General features: G+C 69.6%; 8 protein-coding genes and 1 pseudogene. All 9 read right to left on the reverse strand.

Annotated features, from left to right (window positions below; all coding sequences use genetic code 11):
- Window positions 1-78: 78 nt before the first annotated feature.
- The 9 genes and pseudogenes from OH491_RS00585 to OH491_RS00620 all read right to left on the reverse strand — a co-directional run bounded on the left by OH491_RS00585 (window position 79) and on the right by OH491_RS00620 (window position 23,356).
- Window positions 79-558, reverse strand: a complete 480-nt coding sequence (locus OH491_RS00585) for an RES family NAD+ phosphorylase (protein ID WP_068772959.1) — start codon at window positions 556-558, stop codon at window positions 79-81.
- Entirely contained in the window at window positions 555-965 is a 411-nt protein-coding gene (gene parS / locus OH491_RS00590) for a type II RES/Xre toxin-antitoxin system antitoxin (protein WP_068772958.1), read from the reverse strand. Before parS ends, OH491_RS00585 begins: the two co-directional genes overlap by 4 nt.
- 139 nt (window positions 966-1,104) lie before the next feature.
- Complete coding sequence (locus OH491_RS00595; RefSeq protein ID WP_068772957.1) at window positions 1,105-1,359, reverse strand: hypothetical protein; 255 nt, start codon at window positions 1,357-1,359, stop codon at window positions 1,105-1,107.
- A 382-nt stretch (window positions 1,360-1,741) separates the two neighbouring features.
- The gene (locus tag OH491_RS00600; RefSeq protein WP_342750803.1) at window positions 1,742-5,908 is read right to left on the reverse strand and encodes an autotransporter outer membrane beta-barrel domain-containing protein; all 4,167 of its coding nucleotides are present in this window, start codon (window positions 5,906-5,908) and stop codon (window positions 1,742-1,744) included.
- A 559-nt stretch (window positions 5,909-6,467) separates the two neighbouring features.
- Window positions 6,468-6,884, reverse strand: a pseudogene (locus OH491_RS00605) (autotransporter-associated beta strand repeat-containing protein); the annotation flags it as partial.
- 32 nt (window positions 6,885-6,916) lie between these two features.
- On the reverse strand, window positions 6,917-10,102 hold the full coding sequence (locus tag OH491_RS00610) for a beta strand repeat-containing protein (protein WP_342750804.1): 3,186 nt from the start codon (window positions 10,100-10,102) through the stop codon (window positions 6,917-6,919).
- On the reverse strand, window positions 10,038-10,580 hold the full coding sequence (locus OH491_RS00615; protein ID WP_342750805.1) for an autotransporter-associated beta strand repeat-containing protein: 543 nt from the start codon (window positions 10,578-10,580) through the stop codon (window positions 10,038-10,040). The genes OH491_RS00610 and OH491_RS00615 overlap by 65 nt, the downstream gene beginning before the upstream one ends.
- A complete protein-coding gene (locus OH491_RS28095; protein WP_425429210.1) occupies window positions 10,570-11,421 on the reverse strand; it encodes a hypothetical protein in 852 nt (283 codons plus the stop codon). Before OH491_RS28095 ends, OH491_RS00615 begins: the two co-directional genes overlap by 11 nt.
- Window positions 11,321-23,356: an autotransporter-associated beta strand repeat-containing protein gene (locus OH491_RS00620; protein WP_342750806.1), complete on the reverse strand. Its 12,036-nt coding sequence runs from the start codon at window positions 23,354-23,356 to the stop codon at window positions 11,321-11,323. The genes OH491_RS28095 and OH491_RS00620 overlap by 101 nt, the downstream gene beginning before the upstream one ends.
- Between the last annotated feature and the right edge of the window lie 614 nt (window positions 23,357-23,970).

A 23,970-nucleotide genomic window follows, 5' to 3' on the forward strand; every position in this document is an offset into this window, starting at 1 on the left:
AGCTCGTGATTTTTTCTCCCGTCGATATGCCGGAGAGAAAGAAGAAAGATAAAGAGGAAAGAGGCGGAAAGACGGGAGCTATTTGCCTTTCAGTCGCGGATCGAAACGGAAGGGCGATGGTTTTCCGATGCGCAACTTGGGGAAGGACGGATGCGCGGGGTTGAGCAGGTAATTGAATTCACCGGGAATGATGGCGCTGGGCAGGCGGAGCGCCACGGCGCGCGCGGTTCGCAGCCAGTCATCGCCGAATCGCTGGGTCGCGGCGATGTAGGGAAACTGGCGCCACGACGCCGGGACGCGCGAGGGTTTTTCGATTTCGGCGACAGGCAGGTCGATGGAGCGGGCGACCCAGGGAATGGCGGCAAAATCCGCCGTGTCCTCGATGTGGGCGAGCACTTCGAGCGCCGCAAGCGCGCGTGACTCCGAGCAGTAAACGGCGGCGATGCCGGGCGGCGACCAGCGTCCGCCGTAAAGCCTCGCGCCCTCGCCGCTGAAAGCGGACGCCGCGAATTTGCGCGAGCAGAGCCGCCAGACCGTGAGCGTTTCCGGGGCGCTCATGAAAAGACGCCATGCTCGATGCGGCCCAGGATGTTTTCCACCTCGCGGGCGCCGGGCTCCGTTTTCGCAAAATCAAGCGGGGCGCGTCCGCCGAGGATGCGGAGCTTGCGCTGGAGCCATGCGCGGGTGCGATCATGCCCGCCAAAGACCCGGAGCGCCCGGTCGTAGAGGCGCATGAGGCGCACGGCGCGCTCGCCCTCGGTGACGTCGAGTTTCGCCTTGCCAGCGATCCGGCGCGCATAGGTGCGCGGCGGGATGTGCACGAGCGTGGCGATCTCCTCGGCCGTGAAACCCGCCTTGCGGCCGAACTTGACCAGTTCGGTCACGGGCAGCCCGGCCTCGACGCGCGCCGCGAGTTCGGCGGGCGCGGGGCGGCTCCAGTCGGCGATGTCAGCGATGGTTTTCATGTGGCAGAAAGTAAACTGCCAAATGGCATAAAGGCAAGCGCGGCGTCGCGTCTGGGGGGGCAGGGTGATCCGGACAAAGAGGGGGCGGACATGCGGCATCCGTGTCGGAACGGATGCGCGGGGCGCGACGCGAGGCGGGTTATTCGCTCTCGTCGTCCGCGTCGTCATCAGGCCATCCGCCGGCGGAGGCGGCCGCCATGGTGAAGAAATCCTCGTTGCGAAGGATCTTCATGACGGCATCGGCGATTTGCCGGCGGGCTTCGGCGGCGAGCGAGGGGTGCTCGATGGCGAGCAGTTCCACGATCGCATTGTGCGCTTCCGATGGGTTGGTGACGCCGCGGAGGAAATCGTCGGCGCGGTTGGCGACTTCTTCGACTAGGAGTTGCGGGTTCATGGATTGAGTGTGGGAACTTTCCGGGCTGGGAGCAATGAAAGAATTGCCCCGCGCCGGATGTGCGTAACTCAAAATGAAGTCAGCGAATGGCGCGAAGTAGTGGGCGATCCCGCCGCAGCGGGTGTAGCGCAGGCATCATTGCCTGCCGTCGTTATTTTATCGCGCGCAGCGCGGCATTTTTCAGAAAAAAACCAGCGGCGCTTCGCGCCTTTCTGTTTCGACGGCAGGCAGGGATGCCTGCGCTACTCGCTGTCGCGCCGTGCGCACAACAATCCTATTTGCGTGCCTTTCGGTCTGGCGGAGTCAGGAGGCCGCGCGAGGGGGTCTGGGGGGCCGGGCAGTGCGGGTGTTGTCTGGGTCTGGGGGGCGGTGATGTTTTTGCCTACCAGAGTCTGCGGTAGCCGAGGTTGAGGGACCAGGGGCGTTGGTAGTGGCGTGCGGTGGCGTACTCGTAGTCCGCATGCCACTGGCTGGAGTCGTTGATGCGGTAGCTTGCGCCAAAACCGAACTCGACCCGTTTGCCGTCGTAGGAGGGGGAGAGGTGCTTGTCGTGGGCGTGGAGGGTGCCGCCGTCGGAGTCGACCGCGGCGGCGCCGAGCCTGCCGTAGGGGTTCCATTTGCCGCCGGCGGACTGGCGGCCGAAGCGCAGGAGGGCGCGGTACTGGGCGGAGCGGAGCGAGTCCTGGGCGACGTGGAGGCGCAGGCTCTCCGGGGAGGTCTCGAAGCTGTCGCCGGACAGCCAGAGGAGGGAGGCCTGCAGGGCGGGTTCGAGCCACCAGCCGCCGGCGCGCCGGAGGCGGCGGCCCGCCTCGATGCTGCCGCCGAGGGCGCGGCTGGTGTAGCGGCCCTGGATGGAGCGCAGGTCCGGGGTGCGCGCGTCGATTTTGTTGATGTAGCGGCCGGCGCGCACGACGGCGTCGGCGAACCAGCCGTCGTCGTGCAGGCGCGTGAGGTAGGCGCCGAGCGTCACGCTGTTGCTGGTGTTGTCGCCGCGGCGGTCGAAGTCGCGGCTGATCGAGCCCATGTCGATGAAGGCGCCGAGGAGGCTGGCGGCGGTGCCGGCGGGGAAGAGTTTGTCCATGCCGGCGGTGAGGCCGCCGCCGTACTGGTCGAAACCGCGGCCGGTGACGCTGTTGGTCGCGTTCATGCGGTAGGCGCGGCTGCGCACCCAGAGGTTGCCGGAAGAAGCGGCGGGTGTCGGGTGGCGGGTGGCGGGCAGATTCTCAGCTCTCACTTCGCCCATGCGCAGGTGGAGGGAGTCGAGGGCGGTGTTCCAGTCCAGGGGGATGGTGGAGGCGGTGTCGAGGATGACGTCGGCGGCGTTGGACAGGCCGGTGTCGGCGAGGTACCAGTTGCTGGCGACGGGCATGAGCGGCGAGCCGTCGCCGCGGTTGAGCTCGTAGGCGGTCAGGCCGAAGTCGATCTTGCCGTTGTTGGTGTCGAGGGCGAACTCGGCCAGGCCGTTGCCGGTGGCGATCAGCTCGAAGGAGGCGCTTTGCGTGCCGGGCTGGCCGGTGTAATGGACGCGGACTTGGTGCGGGGCGGCGGCGTCGGCGGCGATGACGAGGCTGTTGGCCTTCATGCCGGCGGCGGGGGTCATGAGGCCGGCGGCGCCGGTGAAGTCCACGTTGAACTCGAAGCGGCCGGGGCCCGCGCCGAGGGTCTCGATGCGGGCGCGGTGGTAGGCGGCGGCGGAGGCGGCGGCGAAGCCGGCGGGCTCGGCGAAGGCGAGGAGGCCGCCGTTGAGGTGCAGCGTGCCGAGCCGGGCGCCGGGGGTGTCGATGCGGAGGGCGGAGGCGGCGTTGTGGAGCGTGACCACGGTGGCGGCGGCGCCGAGGGCGAGGCTGGAGCGCATGGTGACGACGGCGTTGTCAATGCTGACCAACGCCATGGTGTTGTCGCGGGCGATGGCGAGCGTGCTGCTGATGACGGAGAGGGCGCCGGAGCCGCTGAAGGTGTTTTGCGAGACGCCGGCGGCGATGCCGCGATACTCGAAGGCGGCGCCGGCCGCGATGTCCACGCTGGCGGTGCCGAGCGCGGCGATATGGGCCGCGGCGAGGGTGCCGGAGCGGATGGCGGCGGTGCCGCCAAAGGCGTTGGCGCGGGCGATGGCGACGGCGGATGCGCCGTCCTTGATGAACGAGCCCTGGCTGCCGGAGAACGCGGTGGCGAAGGTGCCGCCGGCGGCGGTGTCGAGGATGAGGGTGGCGGCGGCGGAGTCGAGCGCGAGGGTGCCCGAGTCGCCGAGGCCTTGCACGTGCGCGAGGCGCACGGTGCCGGTGGTGGCGACCAGCGCGGCAAAGCCGGTGTTGGCGGCGTGGATGTCGAGGAGGCCGGCGGCGAGGTGCAGCGTGCCGGTGCCTTGCAGGCCGTCCGCGCCGAGGATGAGGCCGCCGGCGAGGGTCTGCGTGGTGTGGTTGAGATTGAAGGCGGCGCTGTCCGAGACGGAGAGGAACGCGGTGTGGCCGAGGGCGCCGGAAGCGCCGGCGACGAGGGTGCCGCCGGTGACGAGGGTGGCGCCGGTGTAGGTGTTGGCGGGGTTGTTGAGCCAGATGGCGCCGGTGGCGCTGATTTGCAGGTTGCCGGAGCCGGAGACGAGGGCGTGGAGTTCGTGTCCGCCGGGGGTCGTGCCGCCGGTGATGGCGCCGAGGAAGGCGGTCTCGTGGTCGAGGACGGTGGTGCGGCCCGCGAGCAGGTCGAGGGCGGTGAGCGTGTAGGCGAGGTGGAGGCCGGTGTTGCCGGCGAGGGCGGCAAAGTTGTAGGTGCCGCTGGCGGTGAGCGTGCCGGACTGCACGATGTCGTTTTGCGCGGCGCTGCTGATGCTGCTGCCGTTCTGGTCGACGAGGTGACTGCCGGTGACGAGGGTCTTGCTGCCGGCGGCGAGGGTGTCGCTCTGGACGAGCAGGAGGCTCATGCCCTCGTCCTGCCGGAGTAGCGGGAGGCCGCCGTTGCCGGTGAAGCTGCCGGTGTCCACGCGGATGACGGTGTCGCGGACATCGAGGACGCCGGTGCTGACGATGCCGTCGGCCTGGGTGCCGCTCGCGCCGAGGGTGAAGGTGATCGTGCCGCTGGCGAGCGCGAGGTTGCCGATTTGCTGCGTGCCGCTGCCGACGGTGGTGTGATTGCCGTCGTCGAGCTGCAGCGTGGCGTCGGCGAGCGCGGCGGTGTTCACGCCGGAGAGGTCGAAGGCGCTGTGGCCCAGGGCGAGGGTGCCGTGGAAGCCGGCGGGAGGCGGGGGCAGGGCGGCGGGCGTGAAGGCGAAGGCGCTGCCGGAGGTGTCGACGGAGAGCACGCCGGTGCCGGTGAGGGCGTTGGCGTAGTTCCAGCCGGCGGAGGCGGTGATGACCAGGCGGCCGTCGACGTGCGTGGCGGCGTCGCCGAGGTTTTGCTGTTGGGTGACGGAGGCGGTGCCGGAGGCGGTGACGTCCCAGGCGGCGAGGGCGTTGCTGCCGGTGAGGATCACGCCGGGGTCGATGATGGTGGTGCCGGAGCCGAGGAGGTTGTTGGCAAAGATGCCGCTGGCGGCGAGGACGAGGGCGGCGTGGTTGGTGATGTCGCCGGTGCCGGTGCCGTGGAGGTCGCTGAGGGTGAGGGTGCCGCCGGCGACGGTGGTGACGCCGGTGAAGGCGTTGGACCGGGCAATCGTCAGGTTGCCCGCGCCGTCCTTGACGAAGGTGCCGGAGCCGCCGAGGGCGTTGGCGAGGGTTTCGGCGGCGGTGCTGGAGAGGGTGAGGAGGCCGTCGGCGGCGAGGGCGGCGGAGCCGAGGTGGGCGGCCGAGCCGGCGCCGAGCGCGGTGTTTTGGGCGATGGCGAAGGTGCCGCCGAAGGCGGTGTTCGCGCCGGTGAGGGCCACGGTGCTGCCGGCGGCGAGGGCGAAGCGGCCCTGGCCGCCGAGGCGCTTGGAGAAGGCGCCGGTGGAGGAGACCAGCAGGAGCTCCGCGTCGGCGGCGATGGCGGTGGCGCCGGTGGCGCCGAGGGCCTGCGTGTGGTGGAGCGTGGTCGTGCCGGTGACGCCGATGTCGGCGGCGAAGGCGGCGTTGGTGCCGGTGATGTCCACGTTTCCGCCGAGGCCGAGCGAGCCGGAGCCGAGAAGGGCGCCGTCAATCCGGCCGCCGCCGAGGGTCTGGGTGTTGCCGGCGAGGTCGTAGGCGGCGTTGGCGGCCAGCGCGAGGTGCGAAGTGCGGCCGAGGGCGTCGTCGGCGCCGGCGATGAGGGTGCCGCCGGTGATGAGCGTCGTGCCGGTGTAGCGGTTGGAGGCATTGAGCGTGATGGCGGAGGCGGGGGAGAGGGCGAGGTGGCCGCTGCCGGTGATGACGGCCTTGAAATCGTTGCCGCCGGCGGGCGCGGTGGTGTCGCTGTCGAGCAGGAGCGTCCGGCCGGCGAGGATGTCCACCGCGACGAGGCCGTAGCTGACATGCAGGCCGTTGTTGGCGGAGGCGTCGCGGCCGGCGAGGCCGTAGCCGTAGGTGCCGGTGGCGACTTGCGTGCCGGACTGGCTGATGGCGGCGGACTGGGTGGCACTGACGAGCGCGCCGGTGGCGAGGTCCACCAGCGCGATGCCGCCGATGTTGCCGGTGGTGGTCGCGGAGGAGGCGAGCCGGGTGAGCGCGCCGTCGTCCTGCTGGAGCAGCGGGTCTGGGCGACGGCGGGGCGGTGCCGCTTTGCGGGATGCGCACGCCGACGGTGCCGCTGGCGAGGTGGATCGTGCCGGTGGCGGCGACGAAGGCGGGCGAAACGATGTCGGCGGGGACGTTGGTGTCGAAGTCCACGCGGCCGCCGTCGAGCGCGAGGCCGGCGAGCGTGTGGGTGCCGGTGCCGACGAGGGTGCGGTTGCCGGAGCCGGAGGAGAGCGTGGCGTTGGCGAGCGCGCCGCCGGTGAGCGTGAAGGTGCTGTTGCGCAGCGCGGCGGTGCCGGTGAAGCCGGCGCTGAGCGCGCCGGAGGCGAAGTTGAAAGTTGGCGTCGAAGCGCCGAGGTCGACCGCGAGCAGGCCCGCGCCTTGGAGGGTGCTGGCAAAGGTGTAGGCGCTGGCGAAGGCGCCGGTGAGGGTCGCGCCGCCGGCGATGTCCACCAGGCCTGCGCCGAGGGCGGCGGTGTGCGTGACGCGCAGCTCGCCCGCCTGCACGCTGGTGCTGCCGGTGTAACTGTTGCTCGCGCTGAGGACGAGCAGGCCCGCGCCGGCCTTGGTCAGCGAGCCGCCGTCCCAGCCGGAGGCGTTGGCGGGGGATTCGTCGGCGAGGGCAACGTCCACCTCGAAGGCGCCGCCCGGGCCGACGGTGAAGGTGCCGTGCGCGAGGGCGGTGCCGCTCTGCCAAGTCAGTTGCGTGCCCAGCACGTAGTCGGTGCCGCCGGTGGCGACGAAGGCGTTGTGGGTGAGGTAATCGACGGGGCTGGTGCCGCCGTTGATGGTCTTTGCCGCGAAATCGCCCGTGATGGTGCCGGTCGTGCGGATGAGCACCCGGGCGGGCGCGGCGAGCACCTCGCCGGCGCGGGTGCCGCTGGTGGTGCCGGTGAAGCCGTCCACCACCAGGGCGCCGCCGAGCGCCGCCGTCCGCGCGGTCAGGTAGGCCGTCGTCCGGCCGGGCTCGAGGGCGAGGGCGAGCGTGGATTGGGCGTTTTGGAAATACGTGCCGCCGACGGCCAGCGAGCCGCTTTCGCGGAGGGCGAGCGAGCCGGTGCCGGCGAGGCCGTTATAAAAGTCGGCGCCGGCCGTCCACAACGCCGCGCCGCCGATCGCGCCGCGCCGGCGTTGTTGTTGTAGCCGAGGTAGGCGTCCTGGGCGGTGCCGATGCTGCCGCTCCCGCCGAGCACGAGCGCGCCCGTGCCGCTGTAGCCGACGTAGAATGTCGTGGCGCTGCTCCAGAACCCGCCGCCGCCGACCGTGGCCGTGCCCGTCGCGGTTGCCGAGTAGCCGAGGTAACCATGCCCGGCGGTGCTGACACTGCCGCTCTCGCTGATGAGCAGGCTGCCGGTGCCGTCGGTGCCGACGAACAAGTCGCCCGCGACCTGCCAGAAGGCCGTGCCGCCGGTGGACACGCGGCCGCCGCCGGCGATGGCCAGGTAACCGGTGCCGCTGCCGCCGACGTGCAGGTCGCCCGCCGTGCCCCAGGACCCGCTGCCGCCGACGGTGACCCACGCCGTGGTGCCGGCGCCGGCGATGTAACCGGCCGCGCCGCCGACGTGGCCGGTGATGGCCAGGGTGCCGCCGCCGGCGAAGGTCGTGCCGCTATAGCCGTTGCTGGCGCTGAGGATGAGCAGGCCGTCGCCGAGCTTGGCGAGCGATTGCCCGTCCCAGCCCGAGGCGTTGGGCGCGGCGGCGTCGGCCAGGGCAACGTCCACCTCGAACGTTTCGCCCGCGCCGAGCGTGAAGTTGCCGTGCGCGCCGCCCGTGCCGGTGTGCCACGCGAGCTGCGAGCCGAGCACGTAGTCGGTGCCGCCCACGATGAACGCGCTGTAGGCCAGGTAGTCCGCCACGCTGGTGCCGCCGGTGACGGTCTTGCCGGCGAAGTCGCCGGTGAGGGTGCCCGTGCGGATGAGCACCTGCACGTGGTCGGCGAGCGTGCTGGCCTTGGTGCCGCTGGCGGTGCCGGTGGCGTGGACGACCAGCGTGCCGGCGAGGTTTGCCGCCGCCGCCGTGACGAACGCCCCGCGCCCGCCCAGCGTGCCGTCGAGCATGAGGGTGAGCGTGGAGCCGGCGTTCTGCGCATACGTGCCGCCGGCGCCGATGCTGCCGGACTGGCCGATCGTGAGCGCGCCGGCGCCGGTGTCGCCGTTATAAAAATTGCCCGCCGCGCTCACCAGGCCGCCGCCGGTGATGACGGCGCTGCCGCTGCCGGCGCCGGTGCCGGTGACGGGGGTGCCGCTGCCGGTGTCGGTGCCGCCGAGGGTGATGTCCCCGCCGGCGGCGACGCGGCCCGCCGCGTCCACGCTCAACGCGCCGGTGCCGGCCACCCCGAGGGTGAGATTGCCCGCCGTGGCCAGCAGGCCGCTGCCGGTGACGGCGATGCTGCCGCTGCCGGCCAGGCCGCCGCCGGCATCGAAGCCGGCGAACAGTCCTCCGCCGACGGTGACGCTGCCGCTGTCGGTCACCGTCAGCGCGCCGTTGCCGAAATAGCCCGTGTAAAAGTCGCTGCCGCTGTCCCACCAGCCGCTGACCGTGGCGGTGCCGGTGCCGCTGAAGAGCCCGATCGCACTGATCATGCCGCTGCTGACCAGGCCGCCCGCCGGGACGGCCAGCGCGCCGCTCCCCTCGTCGCCCACGATCATCATCCCTTCGCTGCGCCACGCCCCGCCGACGGTGGCGCTGCCGCTGCCGCCCGGCGCCCAGCCGACCTCACTGCCGCCTAGGCTGTGCACCGTGCCGCCCGCCGCGATGGCCAGCGCCCCCGCGCCGCCGCCGCCGACGAGGATGTCGTTTTGCGCCTGCCAATAACCGCCGTTGCCGACCGCGACGGCGCCGCTGTCGCCGGGAGTCGCGCCGACGACGCCCGCCGCCGTGCTGCCCGTCCAGCCGGTGATGGCGAGCGCGCCGCCGTTGACCGTGGTCGTGCCGGTGTAGGTGTTCGAGCCGCTGAGGATGAGCGTGCCGGAGTTGCTGGCGGTGACGGTCAGCGAACGGCCGTCCCAGCCGGAGGCGTAGGCGGGCGAACCGGCGAGGCCCACGGTGTCGCTGAGGGTGGTGTTGACGTCGAAGCTCGTGCCGCCGGCGACGGTGAAATTGCCGCGGCCGTCCTGCGCGCCGCCGAACCACGCGAGGTTCACGCCGGCGACGTATTTGGTGTCAGCGTCGGTCTTGTAGATGCCGCCGTAGAGGTAGTCGGGCAGGCTGCCGGCGGCTCCGGCCAGCGTGGCGCTGGCGAACACGCCGCTGATGGTGCCGCTGGTCGCGCTGATGAGGACTTGATGGCCGCTGCCAAGCACGCTGCTCGCGCTGGCGAACACGCTGCCCGTCGCAAAGCCGCTGACGCTGATGGTGCCGCCCACCGTCGCCGACGAGGCGTAAATGAACGCGTCGCCCGCGCCGCGGTTTTCCACCGTCAGCGCCAGCGTGGAGTTGGCGTTTTGCGCATACGTGCCGCCGGCGGTGACCAGGCCGCTGCCGGAGATGTTGAGCTGGCCGGTGCCGGTGCCGGCGCCGCTGTAGCCGAGGATGAAGTCGCCCGCCGCCGCGAGCGCGCCGCTGTCGCCGACGGCCAGCACGCCGAAGTCGGCGGCGTATTGCCCGAAGGAAACCGTGCCGCCGACCGCGACCGCGCCGCTGCCGCTGATGTTCATGTAGCTGCTGCCGCCGAAGGCGAGGTAGTCGGTGATGTCGAGGCGGCTCGTGCCACTGACGGTGACCAGGCCCGCGCCCGCGGTGCGCGTCGGGTTGACGCTCAGGCCGGTGAAGCGCGCGCTGCCGCTTTCGGAAAGGGCGAGCGTGCTGGTGCCGGTGTTGGAATAATAACCGATGAGGCCGCCGCCGGAGACATCGAGGAACGCGCTGCCGCTGACGCCGGCCGTGCCGCTGGCGAGGGCGTCGCTGCTGACCCGGAAATCGGTGCTGGCGACGACGGCGCTGCCGGCGGCGTCCAACCGGCCGTTGACGCTGAACTGCCCGCCGCCGAGGTGGCCGGCGCCGCCGACGGCGACCAGGCCGGTGGCGCCGATGCCGACGCCGCCGGCGGTGACCGTGCCGCTGTCAGTGATGGCCAGCGCGCCGGTGCCGGTGTTGTTGCCGATGTTGAGCGGTGCGGAGCCGTTCATGCGCCACTGGCCGCTGCCGCTGAGGTTGACCGTGCCGTCGGTGCCGGAGCCGCTGCCGATGACACCGCCGTGCCCCGACGTAGCCGGTGATGGTCAGCGTGCCCCCGTTGACCAGCGTCGTGCCGCTGTAGCTGTTGCTGGCGCTGAGGATGAGGTCGCCCCGGTTCGACGAGGTCACGGTCAGCGACGCGCCATCCCACGAGTCGCTGAGGGCGAGGTTCGCGCCGTGCGGCGTGGTGTTGCCCAAGGCCACGTCCACGTTGAAAACCTCGCCCTCGCCCAGCGTGAAGTTGCCGTGGCTGCGGTCGGTGCCGCTGAGCCACGTCAGCTGCGTTCCGAGCACGTAGTCGGTGCCGCCGACGATGAACGCGCCGAAGGTCAGGAAGTCCTTCTGGCTGGTCCCGCCGCTGACGCTCTTCGCCGCGAAGTCGCCGCTGATGCCCCCGGTGTGGAGGAGTACTTGCGCGTTATTCGCCAAGGCCGACGCGCTGCCGCCGTTGACGAACGCCGCCGTGCCCGTGGCGTTGACGGTCAGCGTGCCGCTGAGTTGCGCGCTGCCGGCGGTGATGAACGCGCCGCGACTGCCGAGGCTGCCGCTGAGCGTCAGGTCGAGCGTGGAGCGGGTGTTTTGCGTAAGCGCCGCCGGCGGTGACGCTGCCGCTGCCGCCGACGGCCAGCGCGCCGGTGCCGCCCAGGTCGGAGCCGACGTAGAAATTGCTCGAGCCAGCGAGCACGCCGCCGACCGTGCCGCTGCCGACGCCGCCGAGGTAGCCAAAGCGGATCTCGCCGACGGCACTGGCGGTGCCGCCCTGCGCGATGACCAGCGCGCCGGTGCCGCTGTTGCCGACGGTGATATTGTTGCCGGAAGTCATCAGGCCGCCCGCGCCGACGCCAACAGTGCCAAGTCCGTTGCTCGAATCGCCGATGGAGATCCACGTGTTTGCCGCAACCACGCCGCCCGTGACGCTGAGCGAGCCGACGCCGCCTTCGCCGACGATAATCATGTTCGCCCCAAGCAGGCCGCCGCCGCCGACCGTGCCGGTGCCAACCGCGTCCGCGTCGTAGCCAAGATAAACAAAGCTGCCGGCGTTGACGGTGCCGCCGGTGATGGTCAGGCTGCCGGTGCCGGTTTTGCCGACGCGCAAGTCGCCGCCGTTGACGATGCCCCAATAGCCGCTGCCGCTGACGATGAGGTTCGCCGCGCCGCCCGCGCCGCCGTCAATCAAGCCCGCCGCGTTGCTGCCCGTCCAGCCGGTGATGGCGAGCGCGCCGCCGTTGACCGTGGTCGTGCCGGTGTGGGTGTTCGAGCCGCTGAGGATGAGCGTGCCGGAGTTGCTGGCGGTGACGGTCAGCGAACGACCGTCCCAGCCGGAGGCGTAGGCGGGGGAACCGGCGAGGCCCATGGTGTCGCTGAGGGTGGTGTTGACGTCGAAGCTCGTGCCGCCGGCGACGGTGAAGTTGCCGTGGCCGCTGGCGGCATCGCCGAACCATGCGAGGTTCACACCGGCGACGTAGCTGCTGCCGCTGGTGGTCTTGTAGATGCCGCCGTAAAGGTAATCGGGCAGCGCGCTGACGCCGGCCAGCGTGGCGCTGGCGAACACGCCGCTGATGGTGCCGCTGGTCGCGCTGATGAGGACTTGATGGCCGCTGTTGACGACGCTTTGCGCGTCCGCGAACGCGCTGCCTGGCAAAGCCGCTGACGCTGATGGTGCCGCCGACCGTCGCCGACGAGGCGTAAATGAAGGCGTCGCCCGCGCCGCGCGCCGTCACGCCGTCGCCGGCCGCGTCCAGCGTCAGCGTGCTTTGGGCGTTTTGCGCGTAGGCGCCGCCCGCCGTGACCAGGCCGCTGCCGCTGACGGCCAGCGCGGCGGAGTTGGTGCCGTTGCCCAGGATGATATTGGTGGCGCTGGCGAGCAGCGCGTTGCCGCCGACGCTGGCGCTGCCGGTGGTGACGGCGCCGCCGCCCGCGCTGTTGGCGATGACGATGTTGCCGGCGGTGACGCTGCCGCTGTCGGTCAGCGTCACCGCGCCCTCGAGCGTGGCGCCCGTGCCGAAGCCTTGGTGGCCGATGCTCAACTCGCCGGCCTGGAACCAGCCGCTGCCGCTGACATTCAGTTCGCCGCGGGCCACCTCCTCGTAGGAATAATAGCCGATGTAGGCGGTGGTGGCGGTGACGACGCCGGTGCCGCTGACGTTGACGACGCCGGTGCCACCCCAGTAGCCGACGTAGAGCCACCCGTTGCTCCACGAGCCGCTGTCGGTGACGTTGACCGTGCCGAGGGCGCCGTTGTTGCCAATCCAGTCGGAATTGCCGAACAAGGCGCCGTTGCCGCTGACGTTGACCTCGCCGGTGCTGGCGGTGCCGCGACCGACATTGAGAGAGCCGGCGGCGGTGCCGGTGAGGTTCAGGATGCCGTGGGCGTTGGTGTCGCTGGCCTGCCAGCCGCCGACGTTAATGCCGGAATTTGCCGTGCCGAGATAGCCGCTGACGCTGACCGTGCCGCTGGAATTGGCGGCGCTGGCGATGTTGACTTGCGCCGTGCTGCCCGTCCAGCCGGTCACTTCAAGCACGCCGCCGTTGACGGTGGTCGTGCCGGAATAATTGTTCGAGGCGCTGAGGATGAGCGTGCCGCTGTTGCTCGCGGTCACGGTCAGCGACGCGCCGTCCCAGCCGCTGGTGTTCGGCGTGGCGGTGTTGTTCAGCGGCACGTCAACCGTGAAGGTCTCGCCCGCGCCGAGCGTGAAGTTGCCGTGCGCCGTCGCGGTGCCGGAATACCACGTGAGTTGCGAGCCGAGCACGTAGTCGGTCCCTCCGACGATGAACGCGCCGAGGGTCAGGAAGTCGTGCGTGCTGGTGCCGCCGGTGACGGTCACGGTGTCGAAGCCGCCGCTGATGGTGCCGGTGCGGATGAGCACTTGCGAGTTATTCGCCAAGGCCGACGCGCTGCCGCCGTTGACAAACGCGGCGGTGCCGCCGGCGTTGACGGTCAGCGTGCCGCTGAGCGTGCCGCTGGCCGCGGTGACGAACGCGCCACGCGAGCCGAGCGTGCCGGTGTGGGTGATGCTCAGCGTGCCGTTCGCGCCCTGCGCGTAGGTGCCGCCCGCACGGACGCTGCCGCTCTCGCTCATGAACAGAGTGGCGGGGCCGCTGGCGTTGCCGAGGGTGAAGTTGCTTCCTGTGCGGAACAGGCCGCTGCCGCTGACGTTGACGAAGGAGGTGTCCTCGTAGCTGCCAATGGTCGCGTCGGTGCCGACGGTCAGGCTGCCGCTCTGGGTGATGGCCAGCGAGCCGGTGCCCTCGTAGCCGCCCATGGTGAAGGTGGTGCCCACGTCCCACCAGCCGCTGCCGGTGAGGAGCGCGGTGCTGACGTGGCCGTTGCTGGCGTCGTCATTGATGCTGCCGTTGGCGGCGGTGAGCACCATGCCGGTGCCGCTGATGGTCAGCGCGGCGTCGCCGTAAATGCCAACGCGGAAGGTGGTGTTCGTCCAGACTCCCTCGACCAAGAGGGTGGCGTCGCCGTCTTGGTCCCCGATTCTGTCGTAATTACCACGGGCGGTGCCGCCTGCCGCGATAATCAGCGTGCCGCTGCCATTGCCGCCGACATTGATGCCGCCGCTGCCGATGAGCAACGCGCCCGCGCCAACACTGCCGGTGCCGACGCCAGTGCTGTTCCCGCCGATGATAATGGAATTGGCGCGAACAGTGCCGCCGCTCATTAATAACGCGCCGCTGCCGCTGCCGCCGACGATGAGATTTCCCGCCGTGTTCCAATACCCGCTGACGCTGACCGTGCCGCTGGAATTGGCGGCGCTGGCGATGTTGACTTGCGCCGTGCTGCCCGTCCAGCCGGTCACTTCAAGCACGCCGCCGTTGACGGTGGTCGTGCCGGAGTAATTGTTCGAGGCGCTGAGGATGAGCGTGCCGCTGTTGCTCGCGGTCAGCGTCAGCGACGCGCCGTCCCACGCCGGCACGTTCGCGCCGGCGGCGTGCGGCGTGGTGTCGCCGAGGGGCACGTCCACCTCGAAGGTCTCATCCGCGCCGAGCGTGAAATTGCCGTGGCTGGCCGTCGTGTCGCTGAACCACGCCAACTGCGAACCCAGCACGTAGTCGGTGCCGCCGACAATGAACGCGCCGGAGACGAGGTAGTCGGCCGCGCCCGCGCCGTTGACACCGATGGTGCCGGTGAATCCGCCGGTGATGGTGTCGGTCGTGTGGATGAGCACCTGGTTGTTTTGCGCGAGCTCGCTGGCTTTCGTGCCGCCGGCGATGAGGGCGGAGGCGTTGAGGAGGTCGAGCGTGCCGGAAAGCTGCGCGGCGGTGGCGGTGATGAAGGAGGGCCGCGGCGCGCCGGAAAGATCGAGCGAGAGCGTGGCGCCGGCCTCCTGCTCGTAAACGCCGGTGGCCAGGCTGCCCTCGGCGGCCATGGCGAGGGTGCCGTCGAGGAGGAGCGAGGTGCCGGAGACAGTGTTGTTGGCCCAGAGCATGAGGAGCCCCGCGCCGGCCTTGACGAGGTTCACGTCCGCGCCGGTGGCGATGGAGTCGGCCTGCATGGCGCGGGAAAATTGGAAGCCGATTTGCGCGTCCGCGCCGGCGGCGATGTCGAAGAGGATGCTGCCGCTGTTCACGTAGAGGAACCCGCCGGAGGCTTCATCCGCGGCGAGGTTGCCGGTGGCCACGAGAGTGTCGCCCGAGGCGAGGCGGAGGGTGAAGTTGCCGCCGGAGTAAATCGCGCCGCCGGTCCCGGAGATGTTGTTGGTGATGGTGACGGTGCCGTAGTCGCCATCGATGATAACGGCGCCTGCGGCGCCGGCGAACCCGCCGGCGCCATTCCGCGCGGCGTTGTCCGTGGCGACGAGGCTGGCGGCGGTGGCGGTGAAGGCGAGGTCGCCTCCCGCCCAAAACGCGCCGCCGCCGCCGGTGAGCGCGGTGTTGCCAGCGATGGTGATGACGCCGTGGGAGCCGGTGAGGGTGGTGTCGCCGCCGCTGTAAAATGCACCGCTGGAAAGGGAGGCGGTGTTGGAGCTGACCAGCAGGCTGCCGTAATGGCCGCCGATGGTGATGGCGCCGTCGGCGACAGCCACGCCGCCGACGCCGCCGGAGGCGGTGTTTTGCACGATCTCGAAACTGTCGGCGACGGCATCGATCACGAGACTGGCGCCGTTGGCGGCGCGGAAGGCGCCCGCGCCGGACGCGGTGTTGGAGGAGATCGCAATCGCGCCGTAAGTGCCGCCGATGGTGATGGCGCTGGCCGCGCCGCCCGCCGTGAACGCGCCGCCGGTCAGCGCGGTGTAGTTGTCGCGGATGACCAGGCTGCCGCTGGTGAGCGTGTCCACGGCGATGCTGCCGAGGCTGGCGGCAAACGCCCCGCCGCCGGCGACGCGGGCGGTGTTGGAGGCGATCAGGATGTCGCCGTAGGAGCCGCCGATGGTGATGGAGGCGCCGGAGGTGAGCGCGCCGCCGCCGTTGCTGGCGTTGTTCGTGACAGACAGCGTGCCGGCGGCGGCGGAGTTGATCGTGATGGCACCGTTGCCGAACAGCGCGCCGCCGCTCGTGCCGGAGGTATTGCCGTCGATGTGGATGCCGCCGCCGGCGGTGGCATTGAGGGCAAGGGCGCCGCCGGAGTAAATCGCGCCGCCGTAGCCCGTGATGGCGCTGTTGCCCGTGATGAGGATGTCGCCGCCGACCGTGCCGCCGATGGCGGCGTCGCCCTCGGCGTAAACCGCGCCGCCGTGCGTGCCGGAAATGTTGCCTTCGATGAGGATGCCCTCGAAGGAGCCGGTGAGCGCGAAGTCGCTGCCGCTGTAAACCGCGCCGCCGTGGATGGCGGCGGTGTTGGACTGGATGACGAGCGAGTCGGAGACGTTGATGCTCACGCCGCGCGCGCCGTAAATCGCGCCGCCGCTGCCGGCGGTGGCGGAGTTGCCCGCGACGCGAATGGCGTCGTAGAGGCCGGCGAGGGTGATGCCGCCGGCCCCCGCATAAGCGAAGCCGCCCGCCGCGGCGGTGTTGCCGGTGGCGGTGAAGACGCCGGCGGTGGCGGTGATGCTGATGCCGCCGCCATGGGAGTAGAGCGCGCCGCCGAAGGTCCCCGCCGTGTTGCCGGCGATGACGATGGCGCCGTAGGAGTCGGAGAGCCTGATGTCACCCAAGGCATCAAACGCGCCGCCGGTGCTGCCGGCGCGGTTGTCCGTCGCGACCAGCGCGCCGCCGCCGCCGTTTATGACAAGGGCATCCCGCCCGGATACCGCGCCGCCCGCGCCGGCGGTGTTGCCGGTGAAGGCGATGCCGCCCACGCCGAGGCCGAGCGTCGCGCCGGTGTCGAGGTAAATCGCGCCACCGCTGGCGGAGGAGGCGTTGTTGCCGGCAAAGGCAATGTCGCCGAGGAGATTGTAGGTGCCGCCGGCGTTGACATGGACGGCCCCGCCGTCGCCCGCATGGGCGGGAGCCGTCACGGTGAGGAGCGCGGCGGGGTTGGTGTTGGCGAGGGCGGCGGCGGAATCGACGTCAACGACCTGGCGCTGGGTCATCGTCGCGGTGGTGTCGAAGAGGAGCGTGCCGCTGGTAGTCGTGCTGTCGAAGAGGACGAGCGTGCCGGTGCCGAGCGCGGCGGCGGCGTTCGCGCCGGTGGCGGAGACAAGGAGGCCGCCTTCGCGGATGATGGTGGCGCCGCTGTAGGTGTTTACGGAGCTGAGGACGAGCGTGCCCGCGCCGAGCTTGGTGAGCGATTTGCCGTCCCATGCGCCGGTGGCGAAAGTGCCCTTGGAGTCTTCGTCGACGAGCGAGACGTCCACGTTGAAGGCGTGGCCCGCGTCGAGCGTGAAGCTGCCGTGTCCTTTCGTGGTGTCGCTGAACCAGGCGAGACCGAAGCCGACCACGTAGTCGGTGCCGGTGACTTCGTCCCGCACGCCATTACTGGCCCGGTAGGCGTCGGCGATGATGAAGTCGGGCAGGCCGCTGGTGGGGGTGATGACGAGCCTGGCCCCGAAATCCCCCGCGATGACGTTTCCCGTGCGGATGAGGAGAATGGAGTTGCCGCCCACGTCGCTGGCTTTCGTGCCGGTGACGGTGCCGCTGAAGCCGGAGACCGTGAGCGTGCCGCTGAGAGCGGCGCTGCCGGCGGTGATGAACGCGCCGCGCGTGCCCGTGAGGACAATTTGGAGAAGGGAGTCGGAGGATTGCTCGTAGAGGCCGCCGACGCTGAGGGAGCCGCTGTCCCGGATCTGCAACTCGCCGACACCGGCGCCGCCGTTGAGGAAATCGCCGTCGGCGCGCATGAGGGCCGAGTTTGAAATCAGGCCCGTGCCGGTGGCGCCCGCATTCAAGCCCAGGGTGATGCTGCCGGCGCGGATGCTGCCGCTCCCCTGCATCACCACCGCGCCGGTGGTCTCCCCTCCCACGGTGACATCGTTGCCGTTGGTGGTCCAATAGCCCGAGCCGGCAACCTGAAGGGCGCCGCCGAAGCCGGGATCATTGCCCCGGCCGAGGATCAGCGCGCCGCTGCTGACGCTGCCGCTGCCCTGAAGCGACAACACGCCGTCGCCGGCATCGCCGATGACGAAAGCGGCGCCGTTGGTGTCCCAGAAGGCCGAGTTGGTGATGGTGACTTGGTTGGAGCTGCCCGTCTTCGCGCCGATGACGACGGTGCCGCTGTGGATGCGGGAGTTGTTGGTGAGCTCGAGCACGCCCGTGCCGGAATCGCCGATGATGAAGTCGCGCCCGTTGGTGTCCCAGGTGGCGGAGCCGCTGAGGACGGCGGTGCCGCGGCCGCCTCCGGTCCCGCCGAAGACAACGGTGCCGCTGCTGATGAGGGCGTTGCTGAAGAGTATCATGGAGCCGGTGCCGCTGTCGCCGACGGTGAACACGCCTGCGACATCGTTGTTCCACCGGGCGGAGCCGTTGACGATGAGTATGCCGGAGGCGCGGGAGTTGTGCCCCAGAATCGTGTTTGCGGCATGGACCTCGGCGGCGTTGTTGAGGGTGACGTTGCCGGAGCCGTTTTCGCCGAGGATGAAATCGCTGCCTGTCCACCGGCCGGAGCCGCTGAGGTTGGCAGCGCCCGTGGCGGTGCTGCCGCTGCCGATGACGGTCCTGACGGCGGTGCTGTCGATGCTGCCGCTGGCGGTGAGCTGGAGCGTGCTGTTGGTCGTGCCGCCGACGATGAACTGTCCGTCGCCGGAGGGGTTGCCCGTGGCAGTCCAGTAGCCGGTGCCGTTGACGATCGCCATGCCGCCGTTGATAAGGGCCGCGGCGCTGCCGGCGATTTGCCCGGTGCCGGTGAGGGTGAGCGTGCCGCCGTAAACGAAGGTCGTGCCGCTGTAACTGTGGCCGGCGCTGAGGATGAGATTGCCCCGGCCGCTCTTGGCGAGCGATTTGCCGTCCCACGATGTGGCGGGATTGGGGGCTTCGTCGCCGAGAGAGACGTTCACATCGAAACTCCGCCCTGCGTCGAGGGTGAAATTGCCGTGGGCGCGGGTGTCGCTGACGAGCCAGGCGAGGTTGAAGCCGATGTAGTAGTCGGTGCCGGAGTTGGAAGTGGTGTCGGCGATGTTGTTGGCTTTGTAGCCGTCGAGAAGGATGAAGTCGAGGGGTGCGCTGGAGTCGGACGAGATGACGCTTATGGCATCGAAATCGCCTTGAATGTCGGTGTGGGTGCGGATGATGAGCTTGTTGCTGTTCGCGATGGCGCTGGCGGTGGTGCCGGTGGCGGCGCCGGTGAAGGCGAGGACATTGAGGGTGCCGGAAAGGCTGGCGTTCCCGGCATAGATGAAGGCGTCGCCCGGGCTGCGCAAGACGGAGTCGAAGATGATCCTGAGCAGGGAGGAACTGCTTTGCGCATACGTGCCGCCGACATCGAGCCGGCCGTCGTTGTCCACCCTGAGTATGCCGGAGCCGCCGACTCCGTTGATGAAGTCGCCGCCGACGTTCAGGCGGGAGTGGTCGTGTATCCATGCCTGGCCGTTGGAGCCCGCCTGGTTGGCGAGGATGACATTATTGTCGACCTGCATGCTGCCGCTGGCCTTGAGCAGCAACTGGCCGAAGCCGGCGTCGCCGAGGACGAACTCGCCCGCATGATGCCAGAGCGTGGAGTCGGAACCGCTGATGACCGCCGTGCCCGTTGCGGCGGCGCCGACGGTGAGGGTGCCGCCGCTGAGGATGCTGCCGCTGCCCCTGAGTTCCACCGAGGCAAAGCCGGTGTTGCCGAGGACGATGTTGCCGGTGCCCGAATCCCAGAAGGCGGTGTCCTGGACGACCATGCCGACAAGGCTGTCGAGGGTGTTGCCGATGGAGACGCGGCTGTCGGTGAAAAGGCGTCCGGCCTCGGCGACGATGAGCGCGTCGGCGTTGTGGCTGTCGATGTCGAAGTCGCCGGTGGTGTGCCGCCAGACGCCGGTGACGGTGGCCTTGCTGTTGGCGGTGCCGGAGCCGCCGCCGATGGCGACGGGGCCGGCGGTGGCGAGGGAGCCGCCGGCCTGGACGGAGAGTTCGCCGGTCCCGGTGGCACCGATGGCGAGGCCGCCCGCGATTTGCCAGGACGCGCCGGAAGCGATCTCCACGAGGGCCCCGGTGCCGGACGCGCCGCCGATGACGCCGGCGGCGTTGCCGGCGGTGGTGCCGGTGATGCGGAGGACGCCGCCGTCAACGGTGGTGGTGCCGGTGTAGGTGTTGTTGGCGCTGAGGACAAGGGTGCCGCTGTTCGAAGAGGTGACGGTGAGCGATTTGCCGTCCCAGCCGGTGGTGAAGGCGCCTTTGTGGGTCTCATCGACAAGGGCGACATTGACATCGAAGGCGGCGGGGCCGGGGAGCGTGAAGTATCCATGCCCGCGGGAGGTGTCGGCAAACCAGGCGAGGTCGAAACCGAGGACGTAGTCCCTGTTGTCGGCGGACTTGTGCGCGCCGGCGATGACGAAGTCAGGGGCGTTGGCGGCGAGGCCGGCATTGACGTTTACGTAGGTGAAGTCGTCCGTGATGCCGTTGGCGGTGTGGATGAGGACGTAGCTGGCGAGGTTTTGGACATCGGTGGCGGAGGCGCCGGAAAAAACGCCGCCGAAGCCGATGATATTGAGGGTGCCGGAGAGGCTGGCGGTCATGGCGTCGATGTAGGGGCCGCGCGGCTGGCCGCCGAGATCGAGGGAGAGGGTGGAGTCCTGGTTTTGGGCGTAGTTGCCCGTCAGGCGCAGGCTGCCGCTGTCGCGCATGGCGAGCGCGCCGATGCCGGAGCCGCCGAGTCTGAAATCGCCGAGGACGTTCCAGAGGGCCGCGCCGGCGATGGCGCCGGTGCCGGAGCCGCCGGTCTGCGCGCCAAAGGTGACACCGGCGCTGCTGATGCTGCCGCTGCCGGCGAGCGTGAGCGCGCCGGTGCCGGAGTTGCCGACGGTGAAGACGATGTTGTGGGTATCCCAGAAGCCCGAGCCGGCGATGGTGCCGGTGCCGAGCGCGCCGGCCTGGTCGCCAAAGATGACCGGGCCGCCGGTGATGTGGGCGGAGCCGGCGAGCGTGAGCGCGCCCGTGCCGGCGCCGCCGACGGTGAAGGCATTGTTGCCGCTGTCCCAGTAGGCGGAGCCGGCGAGCGTGCCGGTGCCGACGCCGGTGGCGAGGGCGCCGAAGGTAACACCGTTGTTGGTGGTGATGCTGCCGCTGTCGGCGAGAACGACCGCACCGGCGCCGGCGTTGCCGATGGTCAGGGCGTGGCCTTCGGTGAACCAGTAGGCCGAGCCGCCGACGGTGAGGACGCCGGCGGCGCCGGCCTGGTCGCCGATGAGACTTGCACCGTTGCTCGACCAGCGCGAGAGACCGGAGAGGGCCACGGTGCCGGTGGCGCCGGACTGGCCGCCGATGGTGACGGCGTTGCTGTTGACGCTGCCGCTGCCGGCGAGGGTGACCGAGGCCGCGGAGGAACGCCCGACGGTGAAGTCGCCGTATTGGGTGTTCCAGTAGCCGGAGGCGTCCACCACGCCCGCGGCGCCGTCAATGACAGCCCCGATGCTCGTGATACTGCCCGGAAGGTGGAGCGTGCCGCCGGTGACGATGGTCGTGCCGCCGGTGATGGTGTTGTCGCCCCAAAGCTCGAGCAGGCCGCCGCCGGTTTTGTGGAGGTTCACGCCATAGCCGGTGGCGATGGAGTCGGCCTGGGCGGCGATGGAGGAAGCGTCGCCGATTCGCGCGGCCGCGTCGGCGCCGATGTTGAAGAGGATGCTGCCGGTGGTCATCATCGGCTGGACATAGAGGAAGCCGCCGTCGCCGGAGAGGGCGCGGTTGCCGGTGGCGAGGAAAGTGCCGGAGGCGAGATTGAGGTTAAAACTGTTGGCGACAAAAAACGCACCGCCGTTTTGCGCGGCGGTGTTGTTGGCAACGATGTAACTGCCGCCGGAACGGGCGTCCAAGGTGATGCTGCCGTAGCCGCCGGCGGCGAGCGCGCCGCCGTAACTGCCGGCGGTGTTGTTCGAGATGGCGATGCTGCCATAGCTGCCGCTGATGATGATGTCGGTGCCGCTGGAAACGAGCGCGCCGCCGGCGCCGCCGGCGTAGTTGCCGGCAAGGACGAGCGAGCCGGCGGTGGCGCTGAGGACGATGCGGCCGTTCTGCGAGATCATGGCGCCGCCGTTTTGCGCGGCGGTGTTGGAGTCGAGGACGAGGCTGGCGTAGGCGCCGCGGAGGGTGAGCGCGCCGTCCGCGTAAATGGCCGCGCCGGAGGCGGCGCTGTTGCGCTGGAAGAGGACGCTGCCGGTGGTGCCGCCGAGGGTGAGGCTGCCGGATGAGTAGAGCGCGCCGCCGCCGGCGCCGCTGGCGGTGTTGCCGAGGAAAACGATGTTGGGGGAGGCGTTGGTGAAGGTGAGGGTGCCTCCGGCCCCGAGGCCGATCGCGCCGCCCGCGCCGGCGGTGTTGCCCGTGAAGGCGAGCGTGCCCCCCGCGCCAGTGGTGGCGGAGAGACGGACGGCGTTGCCGGCGTAGAGCGCGCCGCCCCTGCCGGCGGCGGTGTTGCTGGCAAAGAGGAGGGTGCCGGTGGCGGCGTAGGCGCCGCCGAGAGTGAGGCTGCCGGCGGCATTGAGCGCGCCTCCGTTGGCGGAGGCGGTGTTGCTCCGGAAGAGGGCGCTGCCGTAGGAGCCGGAGATGAACAGGTCGCCGCCGCTGTGGATGGCGCCGCCGGTGGCGGCGGTGTTGCCGCGGATGTCGAGGAGTCCGGCGATGGTGGCGGTTAGGAAGATGCTGCCTTGGTCGGTGGCGAGGGCGCCGCCGTTGCCCGTGGCGCGGTTGCCGGCGATGGTGGCGGCGGCGTAGCGCCCGCCGAAGACGAGGCTGCCGCTCACGCCAAGGCCGCGCCCGACGTAGAGCACGCCGCCGGAGGCGCCCGCGCTGTTGTTGGTGGCGGTGAAGGTGGCGGCGGTGGCGCCGACGATGAGGACGTTGTTGGCGTTGAGGCCGCCGCCCTCGGCACCGGCGCGGTTGGAGTCGATGAGGATGGCCGCGTGCGTGCCGCCGAGGGTGAGGGTCTGGTTGGAGTAGATGCCGCCGCCCGGGCCGCCCGCGGCGGTGTTGCTTTGGAAGATGAGCGCGCCGCCGGTGTTGCCGGCGAGGGAGACGTTGCCCCAGGTGAGGATGCCGCCGCCGGCGTTGCTCGTGTAGTTGTTGGTGAAGGCGAGGTTGTTGGCGACGTTGGCGGCGAAGGAAACGCCGTTGGAGGCGAAAATGGCGCCGGCGTTGTCCCCGTTGGCGCGGTTGCCGGAGAAGAGGATGCCGCCGTAGCTGCCGCCGATGGCGACGGCGCCGCTGGTGGCGTGGAACGCGCCGCCGGCGCGGGCGATGTTGTTGGTGACGGCGAGGGTGCCGGTGACGGTGGAGCTGAAAGTGATGCTGGCGGCGGTGCGAAGCGCGCCGCCGGTGCCGGTGGTGTTGGTGTTGGCGGAGATGAGGATGTCGCCGTAGCTGCCGTTGATGAAGAGCGAGCCGGTGTTGGTGGCGCTGACGTTGATGGCGCCGCCCAAGCCGCCGGCGGCGGTGTTGATGTTGTTGGTGATCTTGAGCAGGGCGGCGGCGCCGCTGGTGTTGAAGGTAAGGCTGCCGTTGTTGACGGTAATGAGGGCGACATTATGGGATACGGCAGACGAGCCGGTGAAAGTGCCATCGGGCCCGAGCGTGTAGGCTTGGTTGCCGCCGAACGTGAGGGGGCTGCTGACTGTCTGCGCCCGCAGGCAGTCGGGGTCCACGAGACCGAACAGCATGATCGACCAATGCAGGGCGGAGGTATGAATTTTCATGGTGAGAGCCGGCTTAAATAAGATGTTAAATTGGCCGACGCTGCCGCCCGATATGCGACATCCCGTGCGCGTCTCCAAAGGGACACAGCAGCAAGTTAAAAAACATCACGGAGTGTTTGGTATTCGCGAAATGAAGTTCGGATTTATTTGTATAAGACCTTATATAAACGGAAGTCTTTTTGCCTATATGTCAACATTCTATTACAATTCCAAAATTCCGGTTCGGAAATCAGAATAGTCTGTAATATCCAGTGATGGGACATCGGAAAGCGATGGATATATAAAATTTGGCGCCAATGCACTTGTTTCGTTGGCAATATTGGCGCATTGATATTAATATAAAGTTTTTCGCGGTCCTGAATGATGAAAATATAACGGTATCTATTCACCGGTAGTCTAATAAAACACACCATGATTCGCCAATTAAGTTATTGTATATGTGTTGATTATTATTGGTAGGCCGCGATTGGTTGCCACCGTGCCTTTTCACGGCAGGGGTGCAAGAGCCCCCGGGAAATGAAGGCAGGGCAATGGCTTGGGCGGATTAGGAAAAACCCGGCCGTGGATTTTCCCGCGCTTCGCGGTTTTGCGTCTCGGTGCCTTCGCTGTTCAAC

It is taken from the genome of Termitidicoccus mucosus, assembly GCF_038725785.1.
GTDB lineage: Bacteria > Verrucomicrobiota > Verrucomicrobiia > Opitutales > Opitutaceae > Termitidicoccus > Termitidicoccus mucosus.